This is a genomic window from Propioniciclava sp., from assembly GCF_047602245.1.
GTDB lineage: Bacteria > Actinomycetota > Actinomycetes > Propionibacteriales > Propionibacteriaceae > Propioniciclava.
Genome location: NZ_JASGHT010000001.1, coordinates 3,411,106 through 3,433,235, shown reverse-complemented (window position 1 = coordinate 3,433,235; position 22,130 = coordinate 3,411,106). Strand labels below are relative to the sequence as shown.

Genomic DNA, 22,130 nt, shown 5'->3' with positions numbered 1-22,130 from the left:
TCTCGGCGTCGACATCGCGGTCGCCGAGCGCCTTGGCGTGCGGGTTGTCCCCGGCCGGCGCCGCCTTCGAGCTGGCCCGGAACTGCTGCTTGACCTTCACGATCTCGGCCGTCACCGCCGCGGCGGTGTCGTCGTCCCACTTCTGGGTCTCGGCGATCGTGGTCAGGATCGAGGTGTTGTGCCGCAGGTGCTCCAGCAGCTCGGCCTCGAAGCGCAGCACATCCTCCACGGCGATGTCGTCGAACAGGCCGTTGGTGCCGGCCCACACGCTGATCACCTGCTCCTCGACCGGGTACGGGGTGTACTGGCCCTGGCGGAGCAACTCGGTGAGGCGCGCGCCCCGGTCGAGCTGGCGGCGGGAGGCCGCGTCCAGGTCGGAGGCGAACATGGCGAACGCCTGCATGTCGCGGTACTGGGCCAGGCTGATCTTCAGGGTTCCGGCCACACCCTTCATCGCCTTGATCTGCGCGGCGCCGCCGACGCGGGACACCGAGATGCCCACATCGATGGCGGGACGCTGGTTGGCGTTGAACAGGTCCGACTGCAGGAAGATCTGGCCATCGGTGATGGAGATGACGTTGGTCGGGATGTAGGCCGACACGTCGTTGGCCTTGGTCTCGATGATCGGCAGGCCGGTCATCGAGCCGCCGCCCAACTCATCGGACAGCTTGGCGCAACGCTCCAGCAGGCGCGAGTGCAGGTAGAACACGTCGCCGGGGTAGGCCTCGCGGCCCGGCGGCCGGCGCAGCAGCAGCGACATGGCGCGGTAGGCCTCGGCCTGCTTGGTCAGGTCGTCGAAGATGATCAGCACGTGCTTGCCCTGGTACATCCAGTGCTGGCCGATGGCCGAGCCGGAGTACGGCGCGATGTACTTGAAGCCCGCGGGGTCGGACGCCGGCGCGTGCACGATGGTGGTGTACTCCATCGCGCCGGCCTCTTCGAGGGTCTTGCGCAGCGCCGCGATCGTGGAGCCCTTCTGGCCGATCGCCACGTAGATGCAGCGCACCTGCTTGGCCGGGTCTCCGCTGGCCCAGTTGGCCTTCTGGTTGATGATCGTGTCGACGGCGATGGCGGTCTTGCCCGTCTTGCGGTCGCCGATGATCAACTGGCGCTGGCCGCGTCCGATCGGGATCATCGCGTCGATGGCCTTCAGGCCGGTCTGCAGCGGCTCGCGCACCTCTTGGCGATCCATCACGCCGGCGGCCTGCAACTCCAGGACGCGACGCTCGGGCACGTCGGCGATCTCGCCGAGGCCGTCGATCGGGTTGCCCATGGCATCGACCGTGCGGCCGAGGTAGCCGTCGCCCACCGGCACGGAGAGCACCTCGCCGGTGCGGCGCACCTGCGAACCCTCTTCAATGCCCTCGGACTCGCCGAGCACCACGACGCCGATCTCGCGGACGTCCAGGTTCAGCGCGATGCCGAGCGTGCCGTTCTCGAACTCGAGCAGCTCGTTGGCCATCGCCGACGGCAGCCCCTCGACGCGAGCGATGCCGTCACCGGAGGTTGCCACGGTGCCGACCTCCTCACGGGTGGAGGTGTCCGGCGTGTACTGGGAGACAAACCGGTCAAGGGCGTCCCGAATCTCATCGGGTCGAATGGTCAGATCCGCCATGGGAGTGCGTTCCTTCGCTGCTTCGCTGCTTTGCTGTGAGTTCAGTTCAGTTACTCGGCCGTCAGGCGAGTTTGCGCTGCGCGTCGTCCAGACGTGCAGCCACGGTTCCCTCGATGACCTCGTCACCCAGGGACACGCGCACACCGCCGATCACGGTGGGGTCGAGGACCACGCGTAGGTTCACGTCGCGGCCCACTTGGCGGGACAGCACGGTCTTCAGGCGCGCCTCCTGCTCGTCGGTCAGGGGAATCGCCGTCGTGACGGTGGCGATCGCCCGCTCGCGCAGAGCCGCCGCCATCGCGAGGTAGCCCTCGACGGTCAGCGCGAAGGTGCGCTGACGCGCCTCCACCGCTCGGCGGGCCAGTTGCCGGGTCGCCTCCAGCACACGGCCCTGGAGCAGTCCGGAGAGCAGATCCTTGCGGCCCTGCACCGGCGTGACCCGGTCGGCGAGCGCCTGGCGCAGTTCGGGGTTGGCGTCCACGAGCCGCTCGACCTTGAAGAGCTGGTCTTCCAGCTCATCGAGCTTGCCCTCGTCCTGCGCAGCCCGAAGCAGGGCGCGGACGCCCTGGCGTTCGATGGCCGCGATGAACGAACTGGAGGACCCCCAGCGCGCTCGTGCCGCCTGCGCGATCACCGTGACGGTGGTGCCGCCGAGTCGCTGCCCGAACAGGGACTCCGCGAGCTGGGCGCGCACCTCGTCCGGGGTGGACGGGTCGCTCAGCGCACGGCGCAGGGCGGGTTGAGCACCCAGCGCGTCCACGACGGAGAACAGCTCGTCGGCGAGCGCCGCGGTGGCGTGCTGGCCGTCCAGCACGCCGTCGAGGGCCTGCAGGCGAGACTCGGCGGCGGCGCTCATGCGTGCTCCGCCGTCTGCGACTCGAGGTCGGCGATGAACCGCTCGACCGTCCGGCGGGCGCGCTCGTCATCGTCGAGGGATTCCCCGACGATCCGGCCGGCCAGCGTGGTAGCCAGGCCGCCGATCTCGGAACGCAACTCGTTGACCGCCGCGGCGCGCTCGGCGTCGATCTGCGCCTTGGCGTTGGCGAGCAGCCGACTGCTCTCTTCGGTGGCCTGCTGGCGCATGTCGGCGAGGATCGCCGCACCCTGAGCCTTCGCCTCCTCGCGGATGCGGGAGGCCTCCTCACGGGCGGTGGCGAGTTGCGCCTTGTACTCCTCCAGTGCGGCAGCGGCCTCGGCCTGCGCGGCCTCGGCCTTCTCGATGCCGCCCTGGATCGCGGCGGTGCGCTCGGCGTAGGTCTTCTCGAACATCGGCACGACCTTCTTCCAGATCACCAGGTAGATGATCACGAAGAGAGCAATGCCGACGAACAACTCCTCAATGTGCTCCGGCAGGAGTGGTCCCAGTTGGAGACCTCCTGATTCGAGGGGCAGCATGGACGCCTCGATCAGCCGAGAACGAACGCGAGGGCGATGCCGATGATGGCGAGCGCCTCAACCACGGCGAAGCCGATCCACGCGGTGCCCATCATCGCACCACGAGCCTCGGGCTGGCGGGCGGTGCCGTTGATCACCGAAGCGAAGATCCAAGCCACGCCGATGGCCGGGCCGAGGGTCGCCAGGGCGTAGCCGATCATGTTGATCGAGCCGTTGATCTCCAGGAGAGAGAGCATGGGTTCAGTTCCTTTCGGATGGGTTCTTTCTGACGAAAGCTCGGAGGTTTAGTGGTCTTCGGCGACGGCCGACGACACGTACTGGGCGGTCAGGACGGTGAAGATATAAGCCTGGATGGCGCCCACCAGCAGTTCGAGGGCGAAGATCGCGAAGCTGAACAGGATGGAGACCACGCCGGCGACATTGAGCAGCGGGATCGGGAATCCACCCAGGCTCTCGGTGGCCGTCAGCAGCATCGTGCCACCCACCACGAACACCACGATGACCAGGTGGCCGGCGAACAGGTTGGCGAACAGACGTAGGCCCAGCGTGAGCGGCCTCACGATGATGTTGGACAGGAACTCCAGCGGAATGATCAGCGGCCACAAGGCCTTCGGCACGCCGGCGGGCAGGGTCGCGTGCTTGAGGTAGCCGAAGAAGCCGTGCTTCTTGATGCCGGCACCGTTGTAGAGCAGCCAGGCCAGCAGGGCCAGGGCCCAGGCGAAGCCGATCTTGGAGAACGTCGGGAACATGAACACGAAGGTCTGGCCGAACAGGTTGTTCACCAGAATGAACGAGAACAGCGCCAGCAGGAACGGCAGGTACTTGCGGTATTCCGGGCCCAGGATGTCGCGGGCGATGCCGTTACGGACGAAGTTGTAGACGAACTCGCCGACTGCCTGCTTCTTGCCCGGAACAATCGTCTGGCGCGCCGACATCCACAGCCAGAATACGATCACGAGAATCGCACCGATCACGGCCTGGGCCACGTGATTGTTCACCCAGTCTGGGAGCACCCCGGGGAACAGGGGGCGCGAATCGAAGCTGTGTTCGCCGGGGGGCCAGGAAGCCCCCTCCAGCGGAAGGATCAGCCCCGTGAGCCCGCCCATACTTCCTCCTTGCTGTGCCTACTGAAGTCGTGCACAGCAAACCCTCGCGGGCTCGTGGTCTGTGCGGTCGCGTTGACTCTAGCAACGCGACGGTCACACGTCACATCTCACTACGCCGAGATGTCTGGCGGGTCGTACACCGGAACGCGCATCCGCGAGAACGTCCACAACTCCGCGCCGAGCCAGCCCCCGACGGTGCCGACCGTTCCGGTGAACAGCGCCACCGGGTCCAGCCAGGCCCAGCGCTCCGCGTTGGCCAGCACGGCCGCCAGTGCCAGTCCGAGCAGGCTCACCCGGGTGACGTAGGAGGCGAACCACGCGAACAGGACGACCTTCGGTGAGGCGTCCGCCACGGCGAGCTGGACGCCGAGGGCGATCGTGTAGAAGGCGAGGGTGGCCGCGGCGCCGATCGCGGCGGTCGCACCCGCCTGCGGCCCGCTGACCACCCAGAACAACCCGATCACGGTGAATGCGACCGCGTGCCCGCCGGCGAGACCGGCCTTGAGCAGCTCCTGGGCACGCCGGGCGTTCGCGCTCAGCCGGCGTCCGCGCTCAGCCACGGGTGGCCTTCCGCCGAGCCCCGAAGGTGAGCCAGGCGGCCAGCACCAGCCCCGCCACCAGGAACGCGAACGCCCACCACGCCGCGGTGATGCCGATCGCGACCACACCGAAGGCGACCACGGCCGACCACAGCCACAACAGGGCCACGGCCCGGCCATGGCTGTGCCCGAGCTCGAGCATCCGGTGGTGCAGGTGCTGCTTGTCGGCCTGGAACCACAGCCCGCCGGCGAGGGTGCGCCGCACGTAGGCGGTCACCACGTCGAGGAAGGGCAGCGCCATCACCGCCAGCGGCAGCACCAGCGGCAGGTAGGAACTGATCAGCTCTCCCCCGCTCGCGGTGAGCTTCGACGGGTCGATCTGCCCGGTCAGGCTGATCATCGCGGTCGCGAACAGGAAGCCCAGCAGCATCGATCCCGAGTCGCCCATGAACATCCGGGCCCGGTGCACGTTGTGCGGCAAGAACCCCGCGCACAGCCCGACCAACGTCACGGTCAGCAGCGAGCTCGTCGTCGCGCGCACCAACTCCTGCTCGTAGCTGAGCATGTAGGCGTAGACGAAGAAGGCGCCCGCGCCGATGCCGACCACACCCGCGGCGAGGCCGTCCAGGCCGTCGACCAGGTTGATCGCGTTCACGCAGAACAGGATCACGAACACCGCGACCGCGATCGAGGCCACATTGTCGAGGGCGATGATCCGGTCGGGCAGCGGGATCCAGTAGAACTTCACGCCGTTCATCACCACGATGCCGGCCGCGAGCACCTGGCCCGACAGCTTCGCGGCCGCCCCCAGTTCGAGGACGTCATCAAGCAGCCCGACGACGCAGATCGTCACCGAGGACCAGAACACGGCCCAGGCGTCGCGTTGGACCAACTCGAAGCCGCCTAGCCAGGGCAGGTGCGTGGCCACCACCAGGGCCGCCGTGACGCCGGCGAGCATCGCCGCACCGCCGAAGTAGGGCACCGGCTTGGTGTGCACGTCACGGTCCCGCACCAGCGCCACCGCGTTGAAGCGGAACGCCAGCCGGCGCGCCAGCGACGCCGTGGCGTAGGTGACGCCCGCGGCGACCAGCAGCACCAGCAGGTATTCGCGCATGGCTCAGGCCTCGTCGTCCTCGGCGATCAGGCCAGGCACGGCCGCATTGAGGTCCGTGGTGCTCAGGCGTCCGTGCCGCAGCACACGCGCCTTCGGCCCGGTCAGGTCGACGATCGTCGACGGCACCGGCCCGGACGCCTCACCGTCGTCGAGGTAGAGCGCGCAGGCGTCGCCCAGTTGCTCGGTGGCGTCCGCGATACTGAGGGCGGCGTCGCGGCCGTGCACGTTGGCGCTGCTCACCGCCAGAGGTCCCGTCCGGCGTAGCAGTTCGCGCGTGAAGGCGTGATCGGGCACCCGGACGGCGATGGTGGCGCCACGATCGCCGAGGTCCATCCGCAGCGTCGGGCGCGCGTTCAGGATCACGGTCAGCGCGCCCGGCCAGAAGGCCTCGGCCAGCCCGGTGAGGCGCTCGTCGGTGCCTGAGGCCAGCGCACGGGCCATCGCCACCTCGGCCACCAGCACCGGAGGCGGGAAGTCGCGCCCGCGTTGCTTGGCGTCCAGCAGCCTCTGCACGGCTGGCGCCGACGTCGCGTCGGCGCCCACTCCGTAGACGGTGTCGGTGGGCAGGACGATCACCTCGCCGGAGGCCACGGCCTGCGCCGCGGCCTCGAAGGCGTCCTCCGCCTCGCTGGTCGGAATCACTCGATAGCTCACGGAATCATCCTGCCAGCCCGGCGGGCCGTGACGAACCGCGGTCTCCCGGTGAGGTCGCGATGGTCGGCCACCGCGGTGAATCCACCGGCCTCCACGAACACGCGCGGCGCCGAATGCTCCTGCACCTCGGCGTGCTCGGCGCACACCCAGCCGTGGGGCTTCAGCAGGCGGCGCGCGACGGATGCGACGACCCGCATGGCGTCCAGCCCGTCGGCACCCGACACCAGCGCGAGCGCCGGGTCGTGGTCGCGCACCTCGGCCGGCACGTCCTGCCAGTGCTCCAGCGGGACATAGGGCGGGTTGGCGATCACCAGATCGACACGGCCGTCCAGGTCGGCGAACTCCTCGGCCATGTCGCCGAGCCGCAGATCGACGCCGAGGCCGGCCAGATTGCGCTCCAGATACGGGTAGGCGTCCGGCGACAGCTCGACGCAATGGAAGCGGCCCGCGGGGCCCTCCTCGACCAGCGCCCGCGTGATCGCGCCCGACCCCGCGCACAGTTCGACGACCACCGGCTCGGTGGACGCGCACTCGGCGAGGCGGTCCAGCGCCCAGCCGGTCATCACCTCGGTTTCGGGACGCGGGATGAACACGCCGGGCCCGACGGCCAGCTCGACGGTACGGAATGGGGCGCGCCCGGTGAGGTGCTGCAACGGCTCCCCCGCCTCGCGGCGCGCCAGCAGAGCGTCCAGGCGGTCCAGGGCCTCCGGCGACGGCGGCCCGGCCAACAACAGCCCCGACGGTGCGACACCCAGCACATGCGCCAGCAACAGCCGGGCTTCGTGCGGGCGGCCCAGCCGCGCCCCGGCGCGCGCGATGACCGCGGTGACGGACTCAGGCACCGGCGGAACTCAGCCGCTCGGCCAGATCGGCGGCCTGCAGCGCATCGACGACGGCCGACAGGTCGCCGCCCAGGACGGCGTCCAGGTTGTAGGCCTTGTAGCCGATGCGGTGGTCGGCGATCCGGTTCTCGGGAAAGTTGTAGGTGCGGATCCGCTCGGAGCGGTCGACGGTGCGCACCTGCGATTTGCGCGAAGCGGACGCCTGCACGGCGGCCTGCTCTTCGTTCAGCGCCACCAGGCGGGCGCGCAGGATGCGCAGCGCGGAAGCCTTGTTCTGCAACTGGCTGCGCTCGTTCTGGCAGGTGACCACCAGCCCGCTGGGCAGGTGGGTGATCCGGACGGCGGAGTCGGTGGTGTTGACGCCTTGGCCGCCCTTACCGGAGCTGCGGTAAACGTCGATACGCAGGTCGTCGGGGTCGATCTCGACCTCGGTCTCGTCCTCGACGTCGGGCATCACCAGCACGCCCGCTGCCGAGGTGTGGATGCGCCCCTGGGTCTCGGTGACGGGCACCCGCTGCACGCGGTGCACGCCGCCCTCGAACTTCAGTACGCCGTAGGGCATGTTCTCGGGCGCGGCCGTGCCGGACGCCTTGACCGCCATGGTGAGCGACTTCACCCCACCAAGATCGGTCTCGGCGGCGTCCAGCACCTCGACCTTCCAGCCGCGGGATTCGGCGTAGCGGGCGTACATCTTGAACAGGTCGCCGGCGAACAGCGCGGATTCTTCACCGCCCTCGCCGGATTTGATCTCGATCAGCGCGTCGGAGGAGTCGTGCGGGTCGCGCGGGGCGAGCAGTTCGGCCAGCTTCTCCGAGGCCGCCGCCAGCTGGATCTCCAGTTCGTCGGACTCGGGCCCGAAGGCCGGGTCGTCGACGGCGAGCTCGCGGGCGTCGGCCAGGTCGGCTGTGAGCCGCTCGTGTTCGGCGAGCGCCTTCACGATCGGGGTGAGTTCGGCGTACCGGCGGCCCACCTTGCGCGCGCGGGCGACGTCGGCGTGGGTGGCCGGATCGGCGAGCCGTTGCTCCAGCTCGGCGTATTCGGCGCGCAGTGAGGCGGCATTCGCGAACACGGCTCCCCTTCCTGTCTGGTCCGGTGCGTAGGTGAGTAACAAAGCAACGCCGGGTGCCAGCACACTGCTGGCACCCGGCGTCGGAAGGCGCTACTTGCTCTTGCTGCCGTACCGCTTCTGGAAGCGGGCGACCCGGCCGCCGGTGTCGAGGATCTTCTGCTTACCGGTGTAGAACGGGTGGCACGCCGCGCACACCTCGGCGCGCATCGAGCCCGACTTCGCGGTGGACCTCGTCGTGAACGTGTTGCCGCAGGTGCAGCTCACCTGGGTCTCCACGTAGTCGGGGTGAATACCCTGCTTCATGAAACGTCTCCTTGAGAAATGTGATGCGCCGGGTCGCCCGAGGATTCGGTGGGCCATGGGGCCCGATGCGTGAACCGGCACCGACGAACTATTGTGCCGCACCGCCCCCGCTTGACCCAAATGGACACGCCTGGGCGGCTGCCGGATCAGTCCTGCGACGGCGTCGTCCGGCTGATCACGTGCAGGAACTCCAGGTTCGTCTGGGTCTTCTTCAGCCGGTTGATCAGCATCTCCAGGGCCGCCTGGTCGTCGAGACCGGACAGCACCCGGCGCAGCTTCCAGATGATCGCGAGCTCCTCGCGGGTCATCAGTTGCTCCTCGCGGCGGGTGCCGGACGCGACCGCGTCGATCGCCGGGAAGATGCGCTTGTCGGCCATCTCGCGGCGCAGGCGCAGCTCCATATTGCCGGTGCCCTTGAACTCCTCGAAGATCACCTCGTCCATCTTCGAGCCGGTCTCGATCAGCGCGGTGGCCAGGATGGTCAGCGAGCCGCCGTTCTCGACGTTGCGGGCCGCACCGAAGAACTTCTTCGGCGGGTAGAGCGCCGCCGAGTCCACGCCACCGGACAGGATGCGGCCGGAGGCCGGCGCGGCCAGGTTGTAGGCGCGGGACAGGCGAGTGATGCCGTCGAGCAGCACGACCACGTCGTGGCCCAGTTCGACCAGGCGCTTGGCGCGCTCGATGGCCAACTCGGCGACCGTGGTGTGGTCGTCGGCGGGACGGTCGAAGGTGGACGCGATCACCTCGCCCTTGACCGAGCGCTGGAAGTCGGTGACCTCTTCGGGGCGCTCGTCGACGAGGACCACCATCAGGTGCACCTCGGGGTTGTTGTTGACGATGGAGTTCGCGATCGACTGCATCACCATCGTCTTGCCGGCCTTGGGCGGCGACACGATCAGGCCGCGCTGGCCCTTGCCGATCGGCGCGACCAGGTCGATGATGCGGCCGGTCATATTCGTCGGGGTGGTCTCCAGGCGGAACCGCTCCTGCGGGTAGAGCGGCGTCAGCTTGTTGAACTCGGGGCGTTCCTTCGCCTGGGCCGGGTCGGCGCCGTTGATGGTGTCGACGCGCACCAGCGGGCTGTACTTCTGCCGTTCGCCCTCGCGCTGGGCCCGCATGGTGCCGGTGACGATGTCACCCTTGCGCAGACCCCACTTCTTCACCATCGACAGCGACACGTAGGCATCGCCGGGGCCTGGCAGATAACCGGTCGTGCGGACGAAGGCGTAGTTGTCCAGGACGTCGAGGATGCCGCTGATCGGGGTGAGGACGTCGTCCTCGCTCACGGTGGGCTCGGCCTCCATCCGCGCGAGGTCGCCACCGCCGGCGCCACCGCGGTTGGTGCGGCGGTTGTTGCGGTCGCGGTTGCGCCGACGGCGATTGCGCCGGCCAGCGTTGGAGTCGTCATCGAAGGAGGGCACATCGTGGCGCGGGGCCGGTTCGGGGGCGGCCTCCGCCGCCGGCGCCGCGGCCCGCTCTCGGCCCTCGGCGGAGTCGCCGGAGCGGTTCCGGCCCCGGTTGCGGCGGGGCGCGTCGGCCTCCAGGGCGGCCAGGCGCGCTGCGACATCGTCGGCATTGTTCGACGGTGCGGCGTCCGCCTCGGCGCGTGCCGGACGGTCCTCGCGCGGGGCACGTTCGGCGCGCGGGCCGCGCTCCTCGCGTGCCGGGCGGTCGTCACGCGCCGGCCGCTCGTCGCGGACGGGCTGCTGCTCGCGAGCGGGCTGCTCCTCGCGGGGGGCACGCTGCTCGCCACGAGGCTCACGCGCCGGGCGCGTCGTGCGAGGGCGTTCCTCGCGCGCGCCGGACGCCGGCGCCTGCGGTCCGCCCGACTGGGCCGCGTTGATCGCGGCGATGAGATCGGCCTTGCGCAGGCCGGTGGACTTGACCCCGAGCGAACTGGCGACCTTCTTCAGGTCCGGCAGGAGCAACGAGTCGATGTTGGTCACGAGGATCCTCTCGGTCTCCCCACTGCGGCACGGTGCCGGGCGGGGCGGACTTGGCTGAACACACGCATGCGCGGCATGGCAAACAAGTCAAATGTGAAGGAGCAGACATTGCGCCGAGAACTCGGCCGCCTGGTCTACAACAGGCGTGGCACGTAGCTGCGTGCTTCCTTCAGCGTAGCACGCCGGTGGACAAGGCGGTCGAGTCACCGGCCCGGCGCGCTGCCAGCAGACCGCACCAGAGCACGAACGCGACCCCGAGCGCCACACCGCCGTTCGCGAGCAGGTGCTGCAGGGGCGTGTAGGTCAGCTCCTCGCCGTTGCCTCCGGGCAGCGAGCGGAACGGCGCCACCACCGTCCAGGCCACGTAGGCCAGGCCGAGGATGCGGGCCGATCGCGCCAGCTGGCGCTCGGTGAGCAGGACCATGGCCAGCGGCACCACCCACACGTAGTGGTGCGACCAGCTGATCGGCGAGGCCAGCAGACTGGTGTAGCCGGCCAGCACGATCGCCAGCCGCTCATGCCCGGCCCGGTGCACCAGCACCGCGCAGGCGATGCCCGCCACCGCCACCAGCACACTGGCGATCAGGCCGCCGCGGGACAGTTCGCCGAACAGGCGGGCCCACACGCCCATGACGGACTGGTTCGTCTTGAAGATGATCCCCGAGTTGATGCCCGAGTCACCCGAGATCAGGCCGCCCCAATAGTGCAGCGAGCCCTGCGGCAGTACCAGGAAGGCCAGGCCGGTCGCGCCCAGGAAGGTGAAGAAGGCCACCAGGCCGGGTTTGCGGCGTCCGGCGAAGAACTGGTAAGCGGCCACCGTCGCCGGGGTCAGTTTCACCGCGGTGGCCAGGCCGACCAGGGTGCCCTCGGGCAGCACGCGGCGCGGCAGCAGCCGGCGTCCGGGCATGGTGTCCAGCACGGCCAGCGAGACCAGCAGCACGCCGAGCTGGCCGAAGCCCATCGTCTCGCGCACCGGCTCGACCAGGCCGATGGTCGCGGCGGCGGCCAGGCTGAGCCGCCAGCCCGACAGGCCCAGCCGGTGCAGCATCGCCATCAGCAGCGCGACCGTGATCGCGATCCAGCACACCTGGGCCACCACCTGCGGCACCAGCGCCAACGGCACGGTGAACAGCGCGGCGAACGGCGGGTAGATCCAGGGCAGGCCCTCGGCGTCGTAGAAGTCACGGCCCTGCAGCAGCAGCGAACCGGTGCGCAGGTAGACGTCCAGATCGATCATGGCCGGACGCCACGGCAGCAGCGAACTGCCCGGGATCGTCACCCCGGCGATCACCAGGCCGGCCAGCATCGGCAGCCCGAACAGCAGCACGCCACCCAGCGCGCGCACCACCGGCCGGGGATCCCCCGCCCGCTGACGTGGGTCAGCCGACACGGGCGGCGGCCTCGGCGAACTCTGCGCGCAATTGGTCGTAGTCGCGCGCGACGGGGAACTGCGGGAACTCCGCGATCACGTTGGCGGGCGGGCTGAACAGGATGCCGGCCTCGGCCTGGGCGAGCATGCCGGTGTCGTTGTAGGAGTCACCGGTCGCCACCACCTTGAGGTTGAGCGACTGCAGCGCGGCGACGGCCTTCGTCTTCTGGTCGTGCTGGCGCAGGGTGTAGCCGACGATGCGGTCGTCGGCGATCTGCAGGGTGTGGCACAGCAGGGTCGGGTGCCCCAGGTGCGCCATCAGCGGCATGCCGAACTGGTAGAAGGTGTCGGACAGGATGATCACCTGGAACCGCTCGCGCAGCCAGTCGAGGAACTCCGCCGCGCCGGGCAGCGGGCCCATCGAGGCGATCACCTCCTGGATCTGCGACAGGGTGATGCCGTGGGCGTCCAGAACCCGCAGACGGTGCGCCATCAGCTCGTCGTAGTCGGCGATGTCGCGAGTGGTGAGGCGCAACTCGTCGATCCCGGTGCGCTCGGCGACATTGATCCAGATCTCGGGAACCAGGACGCCCTCGAGGTCGAGGCAGGCCACGAGCATGTCAGGCTCCTTCCACGCGCAGCACGCGCACCGGCCCGCACAGGTCGTCCCCGGCCCGCATCTGCTCCACGGCGGCGCGGACGCTGGCGTCCGCGGCCTCATGGGTGGTGATGCCGAGCTTGGCCGAGGTCTCGTCGGCGATCTGCTCCTGCAGGACGGCCGCGATGGACACGCCGCGGCCGGCCATCGCCTCGGCGATCCTGGCAAGCACGCCGGGCTCGTCGCGCACGGTGAGCGCCACGTAGTAGCGCGAGGTGACCTGCCCCGGATCGGTGATCCCGGGGCTGGTGTAGGCCGACTCGCCGTAGGAGGCGACGCCACGGACGCGGTTGCGCGCGGCCGTCACCACGTCGCCCAGCACCGCCGACGCGGTCGGGGAGCCGCCCGCGCCCGGGCCCATGAACATCAGCCGCCCGGCGTTCACCGACTCGATGAACACCGCGTTGTAGGCGCCGTGGATACCGCCGAGCGGGTGTTCGGCAGGCACCATCGTCGGGTGGACGCCGACCGCGACGGTCCCGTCCGGGGAGATCGAGCACTGGGCGAGCAGCTTCAGCACGCAGCCCATCCGCTCCGCGGCGCGGACGTCGTCCAGGGTCACCGCGCTGATGCCCTCGCAGTCGACGTCGGACAGGCTGACCCGGGTGTGGAAGGCCAGCGAGGCCAGGATCGCCGCCTTCGCCGCCGCGTCGTGGCCCTCGACGTCCGCCGTCGGATCAGCCTCCGCATAGCCGAGCTTCTGCGCCTCGGCGAGCGCCTCTTCGAAGCTCCAGCCCTGAGAGTGCATCTGGTCGAGGATGTAGTTGGTGGTGCCGTTGACGATGCCCTTGACCGCGGTCACCGCGTCGCCGACCAGCGACTCGCGCAGCGGTCGGATGATCGGGATCGCGCCGGCCACCGCGGCCTCGTAGTACACGTCGACGTCGGCCTCGCGGGCGGCGTCGAACACCTCCGAGCCATGCTGGGCCAGCAGCGCCTTGTTGGCGGTCACCACCGACTTACCCGTCTCGATCGCGGCCAGGATCAGCTCGCGAGCCGGGTGAATGCCGCCGATGACCTCGATCACCAGGTCGACGTCCGGACGCCGCACCAGCGCGTCCAGGTCGGTGGTGAACAGGGCCGGGTCGAAGCCCGGGCGTTCGATCGCCCGGCGGACGCCGATGCCGACCAGTTCCAGCCCCCGGCCCACCCGGGCCTGGAAGTCGTCGGCCTGCTCGAGCAGGATGCGGGCCACCTGAGAGCCCACCACACCGCAGCCCAGCAGGGCCACACGCACACGGGAATCCCCGACAGTCATCATGGGAGTAACTCGTCCTTTACTCAGCGATCCAGGCCGGCGTCGAGCGCCAGCAGGTCGTCCAGCGTCTCACGCCGGATCATCGGGGTCAGCCTACCGTCCCGCACCGACAGCACCGGAGGGCGCGGGGTGTGATTGTAGTTGCTGGCCATGGAACGGCTGTAGGCGCCCGAGGCGGGCACCGCGATGATGTCGCCGACCGCGACATCGGCGGGCAGGAACACGTCGCGCACCAGGATGTCGCCGCCCTCGCAGTGCAGGCCCACCACGCGCGACAGCGCCACGGGGGCGTCCGAAACGCGATTGGCCAGCACCGCCGAATACTCGGCCGCGTACAGCGCCGGGCGGATGTTGTCGCTCATCCCGCCGTCCACGCTCACGTAGCGGCGGGTCTGCCCGCCGCCCAGTTCCACGATCTTGGTGGTGCCGACGGTGTAGAGCGCCGTCCCCGGAGGCCCGGAGATTGCCCGGCCCGGCTCGATCGACAGCGTGGGGCGTTCCAGCCCGAAGCCGCGGCATTCGTGTTCGATGATCTCGTCCAGCCCGCGGGCCAGGTCGTAGGCGGTCGCCGGCGAGTCGTCCATCGTGTAGGCGATGCCGAAGCCGCCGCCCAGGTCCAGCTCCGGCAGCGCCACCCCGGTGGCCTCCTTGAACTGGGACATCAGCTTCAGGGTGCGGCGCGCGGCCACCTCGAAGCCGTTGGTGTCGAAGATCTGGCTGCCGATGTGGCTGTGGATGCCCATCAGGTCGATCCGCGCGCTGCCGTGGCAGCGGACCATCGCCACCAGCGCCTGCCCGCCGGCGATGGAGAAGCCGAACTTCTGGTCCTCGTGCGCGGTGGCGATGTATTCGTGGGTGTGCGCCTCCACGCCCGTGGTGACGCGGATCAGCACCTGGGCGCGGACGCCGAGTTCCTCGGTGATCCGTTCCAGCCGGGCGATCTCGTCGGAGGAGTCGACGATGATCCGCCCCACGCCGCGGGCCAGTGCGACCCGCAGCAGGTCGTCGGACTTGTTGTTGCCGTGCAGGCCGATGCGCTGCGGGTCGAAGCCGGCGCGCAAGGCGACGGTCAGCTCGCCGAGGCTGCACACGTCGAGGTTGAGGCCCTCCTCGTCGATCCAGCGCGCCACCGCGCCGCACAGGAAGCTCTTGCCGGCGTAGTACACCTTCCATCCCGCGAAGGCCTCACGCCAGGTGAGCGCCCGCGCGCGGAAGTCGACCTCGTCGATGATGTAGGCCGGCGTCCCGGTCTCGGCGACGATGTCGCCGACGCTCATCCCGCCCAGCTCGAGTTCACCCTCGCCCACGCGCGCCGCGGAGCCGCTCCACAGCCCGTCGGTCAGCGCGTTGGCGTCGGACGGCTTGACCAGCCACTGGGGCGCGGCGGACGTCACGTCCGCGTGGATCGATCCGGCCACATGCATACGAGTCACAGCGGACAACAGTGCCACAGCGGCGCGGTCACCGGCGAAGGCCGCCAGGGTACGGACCCCGCCGGTGTGCCACGGCACCCTCCCGAAGTGGTATCGTTTCCTTCGGCCCGACCGGCCCCCATAGCTCAGGGGATAGAGCACCGCCCTCCGGAGGCGGGTGCGCAGGTTCGAATCCTGCTGGGGGCGCCATGTCACGATCGTGTGACTCACCCGCCACGCCGCCTGTCGCAGTTCGTCCGCGGACGCATTCCCCGATACCATCATCAAGGCGATGATGTGAGTGAATCGCCCAAAAAACAGCGGACGGAAGAAGGCGATTGTGGCGACGGGGCCCAACAACAACCTCAACGACGATCTCTCCAGCTTTGGAGCCAATGACTGGCTCATCGACGAAATGCACGACGCCTACCACAAGGATCCCGCTTCGGTCGATCCGGCGTGGCGCGCATTCTTCGAGGCCCGGGAGGGCGCCCAGGCGCCCGAACCGGTAGCCGTTGCGGAGCCCACGGCCGTACCACCGGCCCCTGTGCCGGCGCCCGTTCCGCCGTCGCCGGCACCCGCCGCTGAGGCCGCGCCCGTCGCGCCGTCGACGCCGCCGCAACCGGTGAAGCCGGTCAAGGCGAAGAAGAGCAAGGGCGCCGATGCGGTCAGCGTGACCCGCCCCGAAGAGGCGTCCGCCGCCGTCACCGCGAAGGGACCACGCAACCCCGGCCAGTCCGGCGGCCTGTCGGCGAACCGCCCGGTGGCCTCGGCGCGCAAGATCACCCAGACCGAGCCGACCCGCACACCGATGCGTGGCGCTCCGATGCGCACGGCGAAGAATATGGACGCCTCGCTGAGCATGCCGACGGCCACATCGGTGCGCAGCGTGCCGATGAAGCTGGTCATCGACCAGCGCGAGGTGATCAACAATCATCTGGCGCGCACCACCGGCGGCAAGATCTCGTTCACCCACATCCTCGGCTACGCGATGGTCAAGGCGCTGAGCATGGTGCCGGACATGAACAACTCCTACGAGGAGGTCAACGGCAAGCCGACCCTCGTCGTGCCGCAGCAGGTCAACCTGGGCCTGGCGATCGACATGCCCAAGCCGGACGGCACCCGTCAACTGCTGGTGCCGAACATCAAGGGGGCCGACCAGCTCAACTTCCGCGAGTTCTGGCAAGCCTACGAAGAGATGGTCAAGCGGGCCCGCAACAACGAGCTGACCGTCGAGGACTTCGCCGGCACCACCGCCTCGCTGACCAACCCCGGCGGCATCGGCACCAACCATTCGGTGCCCCGCTTGATGCCCGGCCAGGGCCTCATCCTCGGTGTCGGCTCGATCGACTACCCGCCGGAGTTCCAGGCGGCGTCCGACCAGCGCATCCGCGAGTTGGGCGTCTCCAAGATCACCACGCTGACCTCCACCTACGACCACCGCGTCATCCAGGGCGCCACCTCGGGGCAGTTCCTGAAGGTGATGCACGAGCTGATCCTGGGCCAGCACGGCTTCTACGACGAGATCTACCTGTCGTTGCGCGTGCCCTACCTCCCGTTGCGCTGGACCGCCGACGACTCCGCGCACCGCGCCTACGAGCTCAGCAAGGGCACCCGGGTCATCCAGTTGATCAACGCCTACCGCAACTGGGGCCACCTGATGGCCGACATCGATCCGCTGGAGTACAAGCAGCGCAGCCATCCCGAGTTGGAGCTCGAGGCGCACGGCCTGTCCATCTGGGACTTGGAGCGCGAGTTCCCGGTCGGCCAGTTCGGCGGGCACGAGAAGGAGACGATGCCGCTCAAGGCGGTGCTCTCCCAGCTGCGGACGGCCTACTGCGGGCACGTCGGCGTCGAATATATGCACATTCCCGACACCACCCAGCGCCGGTGGCTGGAGGCGCATTTCGAGGGCGAGGTCAAGCGCTGGGATCGTGAGGAGCATCTGCGCATCCTCGACCGGCTGCACGAGTCGGAGATCTTCGAGACCTTCCTGCAGACCAAGTTCCTCGGCCAGAAGCGCTTCTCGCTGGAGGGCGCCGAATCGACCATCGTCCTGCTCGACGAGATCTGCGACATGGCCGCCAACGAGCACCTCGACGAGGTGACCATCGGCATGCCGCACCGCGGACGCCTCAACGTGCTCGCCAACATCGTCGGCAAGAGCTACGCCCAGATCTTCCGCGAGTTCGAGGGCTCGATCGACCCGACCCAGTCGATGGGCACCGGCGACGTCAAGTACCACCTCGGTGCCGAAGGCCAGTTCACCTCGCTGGCGGGCAACGTGATCAAGACCTCGGTCGCCGCCAACCCGAGCCATCTCGAAGCAGTGAACCCGGTCGTGGAGGGCATCGCGCGCGCCAAGATGGACGCCGCCGGCACGCTCGAGCAGGGCTCCGTGCTGCCTGTGCTGCTGCACGGCGACGCCTCTTTCTCGGGCCAGGGTGTGGTGTACGAGACGCTGCAGATGAGCCAGCTGCGCGGCTACGCCACCGGCGGCACCATCCACATCGTGGTGAACAACCAGGTCGGCTTCACCACCGCGCCGACCGAGTCACGCTCCTCGATCTACTGCACCGATGTCGCCAAGGCGATCCAGGCGCCCGTCTTCCACGTCAACGGTGACGACCCCGAGGCCGTCGCCCGGGTCGGACGCCTCGCCTTCGAGTACCGGCAGCGGTTCAACAGCGACGTCGTCATCGACCTGGTCGCCTACCGCCGCCGCGGGCACAACGAGGGTGACGACCCGAGCTTCACCCAGCCGAACATGTACGACCTGATCGAGCAGAAGCGTTCGGTGCGCCGGATCTACACCGAGGCTCTCATCGGCCGCGGCGACATTTCCGACGAGGACGCCGCGGCGATGGCGGACCGGTTCCGGTCCCGCCTGGAGGGCGTCTTCAAGGAGGTCAAGGCGGACGCCGCCGAGGACAACGGCTACACCCGGGTGCCGTTCTACCCGGTCAAGCTGGGCATCGACCAGGGCACGGCGATCACCCGCGAGGTGATGGAGACGATCGCCCGCGCGCAGGTGACCTACCCCGAGGGGTTCAGCGTCCACCCGAAGGTGGAGCCGCAGATGCAGCGCCGCGCCGATGCCATCCTCAACGGCCCGATCGACTGGGCGACCGGCGAGATGCTCGCCTTCGGCTCGCTGCTGCTGGAAGGGCGTACGGTGCGCCTCGCCGGCCAGGACAGCCGCCGCGGCACCTTCAGCCAGCGCTTCGCCGCCGTCGTCGACCGGGTGACCAACGAGGAGTTCGTGCCGCTGAAGCACCTGTCGGAGAATCAGGGCCAGTTCCACGTCTTCGACTCCCTGCTCAGCGAATACGCCGCGATGGGCTTCGAGTACGGCTACTCGGTGGCCGCACCGCAGGCGCTGGTCTGCTGGGAGGGCCAGTTCGGCGACTTCGCCAACGGCGCCCAGACCATCGCCGATGAGTTCATCAGCTCGGGCGCGGCCAAGTGGACCCAGAAGTCGGGCGTGGTGCTGCTGCTCCCGCACGGCTACGAGGGCCAAGGCCCCGACCACAGCTCGGCGCGCATCGAACGCTGGCTGTCGCTGTGCTCCGAGAACGCACTGGCGGTCTGCCAGCCGTCCACCGCGGCCTCGCATTTCCACCTGCTCCGCACACACACCTATGTGAACTGGCACCGCCCAGTGGTGGTGATGACGCCGAAGTCGATGCTGCGCTCCAAGGCGGCGGCGTCCGCTCCGGAGGAGTTCATCAACGGACGCTGGCGTCCGGCGATCGGCGACGAGTCGATCACCGATCCGTCAGCGGTGCGCACCGTGCTGCTCTGCTCGGGCAAGATCCGCTGGGAACTGGTCGCCCAACGCGCCAAGCGCGGTCTGGAGGGCCAGGTGGCGATCGTCAGCCTGGAGCGGCTCTACCCGCTGCCGACCGAGGATTTGGCGGCCGAGCTGGCCCGTTACCCGCACGTCAGCGATATCCGCTACGTGCAGGACGAGCCGCTCAACCAGGGCGCCTGGCCGTTCATGGCGTTGCACCTGCCCGCGGCCATCGCCAACACGATGCCCGGCTACGAGTTGCGGATGACCCCGGTGGCGCGCCCCGAGGCGTCCTCGCCGTCTGTCGGCACCGTCAAGGCGCACGCCGCACAGGAGGCCATCTTGATGGATCAGGCCTTCGGCGACCTCTGATCGCGGGTACGAAGTAACAACCGGGGGTGTCCTCACGGACGCCCCCGGTTTTGCGCGGCCGCCTCACCTGCGCCGTGTCGGCTCAGGTGCGCGGCGTCCGCGGCCGCGTCAGCCACGCGCGCGAACTGGGCAGCACCGCGCCCGCCACAGCGGCGGCACCCGCGAGCGCACCCGCCACCGCCAGCGGTGCCGAGACTGCCAGCTGGCCGAAGGCGAAGACGTGCAGCAGGCCCGCCGCGACCACCGGCCCTCGCGACCACGCAGCACCCTGCCAGAGCAGCACGGCGCTCACGCCCACCAAGAGACCCCACACCACCAGCGCGACGGCCACGCCCGCGCTGAGCGAGCCGTGCCCCGAGGAGAGCGACAGCACCGCCATCACCAAGAAGAACACCGCGAGAACCGCGGTCGTGGTCACCGAAACGACGATGCCGGCCGGACGCGGCGATGCTGGAGACGCCATGATCCCACCGTAGCGGGGCATTTCGGCGTCCATCCACCGACACCCTGGCCTCAAACCCTTGTAATACGGCCGTGAAATTGGCATGGTAGGAGACGGCCCCGCGCTCGTCGGGGCCGTTTCTCATGCTCGTTCCCCATCACAAGGAGTGGTTGCCGCATGGACTGGCGCCATCGATCCGCCTGCCTGACCGAGGATCCGGAGTTGTTCTTCCCTGTGGGGAACACCGGCCCGGCCATCATGCAGATCGCCGAAGCCAAGAAGGTGTGCGCGCGCTGCGACGTCCGCACCGAATGCCTGCAATGGGCCCTCGAGGCCGGGCAGGACCACGGGGTATGGGGAGGCCTGTCCGAGGATGAGCGGCGCGCGATGAAGCGCCGCACCGCGCGCGCCCGCCTGCGCAGCTGAGCCGAGCGCCCGTCGTCTCGCGGCGACGGGCCGTCCTCGTGCACCCGCTGTCTAGGAGTTCGTGCACCCGCTGTCTAGGACAGCGGACTGTGCTCATGCATCCCGCTGTCTACGACAGCGGGATGGTGATCCAGGCTTTCGTCCCGGTTCCGTCCTCGCGCGGCTTGATGGTGAATTCACCGTGCATCTCGGCGACCAGGGTGGCCACGATGGACAAGCCCAGCGAGGTGATCCGGTGCAGCGAGAAGTCCGCGTCGATGGGCTTGCCGTCGTTCTCGATGGCGACCACCAGCTTGCCGTCGCGCTGAACGGGCATCACCACCACCTCGCCCGGCCGTTCGCCGAGCCCGTGTTCGAGCGCGTTCTGCACCAGTTCGGTGAAGACCAGCGACAGGTTGGTGGCGACGTCGGCCGGGATCAGCCCGAAGCTGCCGACCCGGGTCATGGTGACCTTGCTGCGCGACGTCGCGACGTCGCGCACCATCGTCATCAGCCGGTCCGCGACCTCGTCGAAGCGCACCGAGGTGTCGAAGCCCTGGGACAGGATCTCGTGCACGACCGCGATCGCCGACACCCGCTTCTGGGCGTCCGAGAGCGCCTCGAGGGCGTCCGGGGACTCGGTGCGGCGCGCCTGCAGGCGCAACAGCGCGGCCACGGTCTGCAGGTTGTTCTTCACCCGGTGGTGGATCTCGCGGATGGTGGCGTCCTTGGTGACCAGTTCGCGCTCGCGGAGCCGCAGATCGGTGACGTCGCGGCAGGTGACGAACCAGCCGACGTGCTCGTCGTCGACCAACAGCGGCTGGGTGCGCAACCGCATCGCGCCTTGGCGGGTCTCCAGCTCCTGTTCCCGGACGTAGCGCGTGGCCAGCAGCGGCCCCGCGACCTGGTCGACCGGCTCGCGGCTCCCTTGGGCGATCCGTTCGGCGAGATCGGTGAGGTCGTCACCAACCAGGTCACCCACCCAGCCCAGGCGGCGGAAGGCGCTCATCGCGTTCGGGCTGGCGAAGGTGATCACCCCGTCCTTGCTCAGCCGCAGCGACCCGTCCCCCACCCGCGGGGTCTCCCACGGGACCGACTTGTCGCCGTCCATCGGGAACTGTGCGTCCTTGAGCATGCCCATCAGCACGCGCGCGGCGTCCATATAGGCGTCCTCGAGCGCGCCGGGGGCCCGCACCCCCATCCGGTTCGTATGCAGTTCGACGACGGCGATCACCCGGCCGCCACGGCGCACCGGCACGGCGTGCACCTCGACCGGGATTCCGGCGTGCAGCTTGTTGCCGCTGGTCGAGCAGATCTCCTGCGACAGGTAGGCCTCGGTGACCAGGCTCTCGGGGTCGTAGGCGACCTCCTCGCCGACGACATCGTCCTCCAGCGCGGTCGGCCCCGTGGTGGGCCGGCACTGCGCTCCCGCCCAGAACACGTTGTCGTCGACATCGGGCACCCACAGGATCAGGTCGCTGAACGACAAGTCCGCGAGCATGTCCCACTGCTCGACGAGTTCCCCCAGCCGGGCCGTATCATCCGGCGACAGATCGCTGTGCTGGACGATGACCTCAGTGAGCGTGAGCATGGCCCCATCGTAGGGCGCGCGCCGCGTCCGCCCCCATTCGCGGGGGACGATTTGGGCACCGGCCCGCGCGGTGGCAGAATGGTGGGCCGCGCCGCCCGGCGCCCCGACTTCGAGGAGATCCATCATGGGTAAGACCGGTCGCAAGCGCCGCGCCCGCAAGAAGAACAAGGCGAACCACGGCAAGCGCCCCAACGCCTGAGCCGACGCGCCGCAGAGCATTCGACGCCCCCGACGGAATGATCCGCCG

General features: G+C 69.3%; 20 protein-coding genes, 1 tRNA gene and 1 pseudogene. 4 read left to right on the top strand and 18 right to left on the bottom strand.

Annotated features, from left to right (window positions below; all coding sequences use genetic code 11):
• Positions 1 to 123: 123 nt before the first annotated feature.
• The 16 genes and pseudogenes from atpA to lysA all read right to left on the bottom strand — a co-directional run.
• Positions 124 to 1,615: pseudogene (gene atpA / locus QM708_RS16195) on the bottom strand (F0F1 ATP synthase subunit alpha); the annotation flags it as partial.
• 61 nt (positions 1,616 to 1,676) lie between these two features.
• Positions 1,677 to 2,471, bottom strand: a complete 795-nt coding sequence (locus QM708_RS16190) for a F0F1 ATP synthase subunit delta (protein WP_415110922.1) — start codon at positions 2,469 to 2,471, stop codon at positions 1,677 to 1,679.
• Positions 2,468 to 3,010: a F0F1 ATP synthase subunit B gene (locus QM708_RS16185; RefSeq protein ID WP_415110919.1), complete on the bottom strand. Its 543-nt coding sequence runs from the start codon at positions 3,008 to 3,010 to the stop codon at positions 2,468 to 2,470. The genes QM708_RS16190 and QM708_RS16185 overlap by 4 nt, the downstream gene beginning before the upstream one ends.
• An 11-nt stretch (positions 3,011 to 3,021) precedes the next feature.
• Positions 3,022 to 3,246 carry an ATP synthase F0 subunit C gene (gene atpE / locus QM708_RS16180; protein WP_415110916.1) on the bottom strand — a complete coding sequence of 75 codons (225 nt, stop codon included), beginning with the start codon at positions 3,244 to 3,246 and terminating at the stop codon, positions 3,022 to 3,024.
• Between the two features lie 48 nt (positions 3,247 to 3,294).
• Positions 3,295 to 4,116, bottom strand: coding sequence for a F0F1 ATP synthase subunit A (atpB, locus tag QM708_RS16175; RefSeq protein ID WP_415110913.1), 822 nt, complete (start codon positions 4,114 to 4,116; stop codon positions 3,295 to 3,297).
• A gap of 110 nt (positions 4,117 to 4,226) precedes the next feature.
• Positions 4,227 to 4,676 carry a hypothetical protein gene (locus QM708_RS16170; protein ID WP_415110910.1) on the bottom strand — a complete coding sequence of 150 codons (450 nt, stop codon included), beginning with the start codon at positions 4,674 to 4,676 and terminating at the stop codon, positions 4,227 to 4,229.
• A complete protein-coding gene (locus QM708_RS16165; RefSeq protein ID WP_415110907.1) occupies positions 4,669 to 5,769 on the bottom strand; it encodes an MraY family glycosyltransferase in 1,101 nt (366 codons plus the stop codon). The genes QM708_RS16170 and QM708_RS16165 overlap by 8 nt, the downstream gene beginning before the upstream one ends.
• Before the next feature lie 3 nt (positions 5,770 to 5,772).
• Entirely contained in the window at positions 5,773 to 6,423 is a 651-nt protein-coding gene (locus QM708_RS16160; RefSeq protein WP_415110904.1) for an L-threonylcarbamoyladenylate synthase, read from the bottom strand.
• Positions 6,420 to 7,265 (bottom strand): peptide chain release factor N(5)-glutamine methyltransferase, encoded by an 846-nt coding sequence (gene prmC / locus QM708_RS16155; protein ID WP_415110901.1) that lies wholly within the window; start codon positions 7,263 to 7,265, stop codon positions 6,420 to 6,422. Before prmC ends, QM708_RS16160 begins: the two co-directional genes overlap by 4 nt.
• Complete coding sequence (gene prfA, locus QM708_RS16150) at positions 7,258 to 8,334, bottom strand: peptide chain release factor 1 (RefSeq protein WP_415110898.1); 1,077 nt, start codon at positions 8,332 to 8,334, stop codon at positions 7,258 to 7,260. The genes prmC and prfA overlap by 8 nt, the downstream gene beginning before the upstream one ends.
• A 90-nt stretch (positions 8,335 to 8,424) precedes the next feature.
• The gene (rpmE, locus tag QM708_RS16145; protein WP_415110895.1) at positions 8,425 to 8,637 is read right to left on the bottom strand and encodes a 50S ribosomal protein L31; all 213 of its coding nucleotides are present in this window, start codon (positions 8,635 to 8,637) and stop codon (positions 8,425 to 8,427) included.
• Positions 8,638 to 8,783: 146 nt separating this feature from the next.
• The gene (rho, locus tag QM708_RS16140) at positions 8,784 to 10,583 is read right to left on the bottom strand and encodes a transcription termination factor Rho (RefSeq protein ID WP_415110892.1); all 1,800 of its coding nucleotides are present in this window, start codon (positions 10,581 to 10,583) and stop codon (positions 8,784 to 8,786) included.
• Between the two features lie 169 nt (positions 10,584 to 10,752).
• Positions 10,753 to 11,973: a glycosyltransferase 87 family protein gene (locus QM708_RS16135; protein ID WP_415110889.1), complete on the bottom strand. Its 1,221-nt coding sequence runs from the start codon at positions 11,971 to 11,973 to the stop codon at positions 10,753 to 10,755.
• Entirely contained in the window at positions 11,963 to 12,571 is a 609-nt protein-coding gene (gene thrH / locus QM708_RS16130) for a bifunctional phosphoserine phosphatase/homoserine phosphotransferase ThrH (protein ID WP_415110886.1), read from the bottom strand. The genes QM708_RS16135 and thrH overlap by 11 nt, the downstream gene beginning before the upstream one ends.
• A 1-nt stretch (position 12,572) precedes the next feature.
• Positions 12,573 to 13,868, bottom strand: a complete 1,296-nt coding sequence (locus QM708_RS16125; protein WP_415111500.1) for a homoserine dehydrogenase — start codon at positions 13,866 to 13,868, stop codon at positions 12,573 to 12,575.
• A gap of 23 nt (positions 13,869 to 13,891) precedes the next feature.
• A complete protein-coding gene (gene lysA / locus QM708_RS16120) occupies positions 13,892 to 15,301 on the bottom strand; it encodes a diaminopimelate decarboxylase (RefSeq protein WP_415110883.1) in 1,410 nt (469 codons plus the stop codon).
• 114 nt (positions 15,302 to 15,415) lie between these two features.
• Here lysA and QM708_RS16115 point away from each other — a divergent pair.
• Together QM708_RS16115 and QM708_RS16110 are read left to right on the top strand one after the other, a co-directional pair.
• Positions 15,416 to 15,490 (top strand) — tRNA-Arg (locus tag QM708_RS16115).
• 127 nt (positions 15,491 to 15,617) lie between these two features.
• Positions 15,618 to 19,445, top strand: coding sequence for a multifunctional oxoglutarate decarboxylase/oxoglutarate dehydrogenase thiamine pyrophosphate-binding subunit/dihydrolipoyllysine-residue succinyltransferase subunit (locus tag QM708_RS16110; protein WP_415111497.1), 3,828 nt, complete (start codon positions 15,618 to 15,620; stop codon positions 19,443 to 19,445).
• Between the two features lie 82 nt (positions 19,446 to 19,527).
• On the opposite strand, the gene QM708_RS16105 is transcribed toward QM708_RS16110, so the two are convergent.
• Positions 19,528 to 19,908, bottom strand: a complete 381-nt coding sequence (locus QM708_RS16105; RefSeq protein WP_415110880.1) for a hypothetical protein — start codon at positions 19,906 to 19,908, stop codon at positions 19,528 to 19,530.
• A gap of 156 nt (positions 19,909 to 20,064) precedes the next feature.
• Here QM708_RS16105 and QM708_RS16100 point away from each other — a divergent pair, with 156 nt between their 5' ends.
• A complete protein-coding gene (locus tag QM708_RS16100; protein WP_415110877.1) occupies positions 20,065 to 20,313 on the top strand; it encodes a WhiB family transcriptional regulator in 249 nt (82 codons plus the stop codon).
• Positions 20,314 to 20,422: 109 nt separating this feature from the next.
• Here the strand turns inward: QM708_RS16100 and QM708_RS16095 are convergent, their stop codons facing one another.
• The gene (locus QM708_RS16095; protein ID WP_415110874.1) at positions 20,423 to 21,883 is read right to left on the bottom strand and encodes a sensor histidine kinase; all 1,461 of its coding nucleotides are present in this window, start codon (positions 21,881 to 21,883) and stop codon (positions 20,423 to 20,425) included.
• 124 nt (positions 21,884 to 22,007) lie between these two features.
• Here QM708_RS16095 and QM708_RS16090 point away from each other — a divergent pair, with 124 nt between their 5' ends.
• Entirely contained in the window at positions 22,008 to 22,082 is a 75-nt protein-coding gene (locus tag QM708_RS16090; protein WP_372727394.1) for a 50S ribosomal protein bL37, read from the top strand.
• Positions 22,083 to 22,130 lie beyond the last annotated feature (48 nt).

What these genes read in the sequence shown, in the direction of transcription:
- QM708_RS16190 (WP_415110922.1), bottom strand. Translation starts at nt 2,471, where the DNA reads ATGAGCGCCGCCGCCGAGTCTCGCCTGCAGGCCCTCGACGGCGTGCTG.
- QM708_RS16185 (WP_415110919.1), bottom strand. Translation starts at nt 3,010, where the DNA reads ATGCTGCCCCTCGAATCAGGAGGTCTCCAACTGGGACCACTCCTGCCG.
- atpE (WP_415110916.1), bottom strand. Translation starts at nt 3,246, where the DNA reads ATGCTCTCTCTCCTGGAGATCAACGGCTCGATCAACATGATCGGCTAC.
- atpB (WP_415110913.1), bottom strand. Translation starts at nt 4,116, where the DNA reads ATGGGCGGGCTCACGGGGCTGATCCTTCCGCTGGAGGGGGCTTCCTGG.
- QM708_RS16165 (WP_415110907.1), bottom strand. Translation starts at nt 5,769, where the DNA reads ATGCGCGAATACCTGCTGGTGCTGCTGGTCGCCGCGGGCGTCACCTAC.
- rpmE (WP_415110895.1), bottom strand. Translation starts at nt 8,637, where the DNA reads ATGAAGCAGGGTATTCACCCCGACTACGTGGAGACCCAGGTGAGCTGC.
- thrH (WP_415110886.1), bottom strand. Translation starts at nt 12,571, where the DNA reads ATGCTCGTGGCCTGCCTCGACCTCGAGGGCGTCCTGGTTCCCGAGATC.
- QM708_RS16125 (WP_415111500.1), bottom strand. Translation starts at nt 13,868, where the DNA reads ATGACTGTCGGGGATTCCCGTGTGCGTGTGGCCCTGCTGGGCTGCGGT.
- QM708_RS16105 (WP_415110880.1), bottom strand. Translation starts at nt 19,908, where the DNA reads ATGGCGTCTCCAGCATCGCCGCGTCCGGCCGGCATCGTCGTTTCGGTG.
- QM708_RS16100 (WP_415110877.1), top strand. Translation starts at nt 20,065, where the DNA reads ATGGACTGGCGCCATCGATCCGCCTGCCTGACCGAGGATCCGGAGTTG.
- QM708_RS16095 (WP_415110874.1), bottom strand. Translation starts at nt 21,883, where the DNA reads ATGCTCACGCTCACTGAGGTCATCGTCCAGCACAGCGATCTGTCGCCG.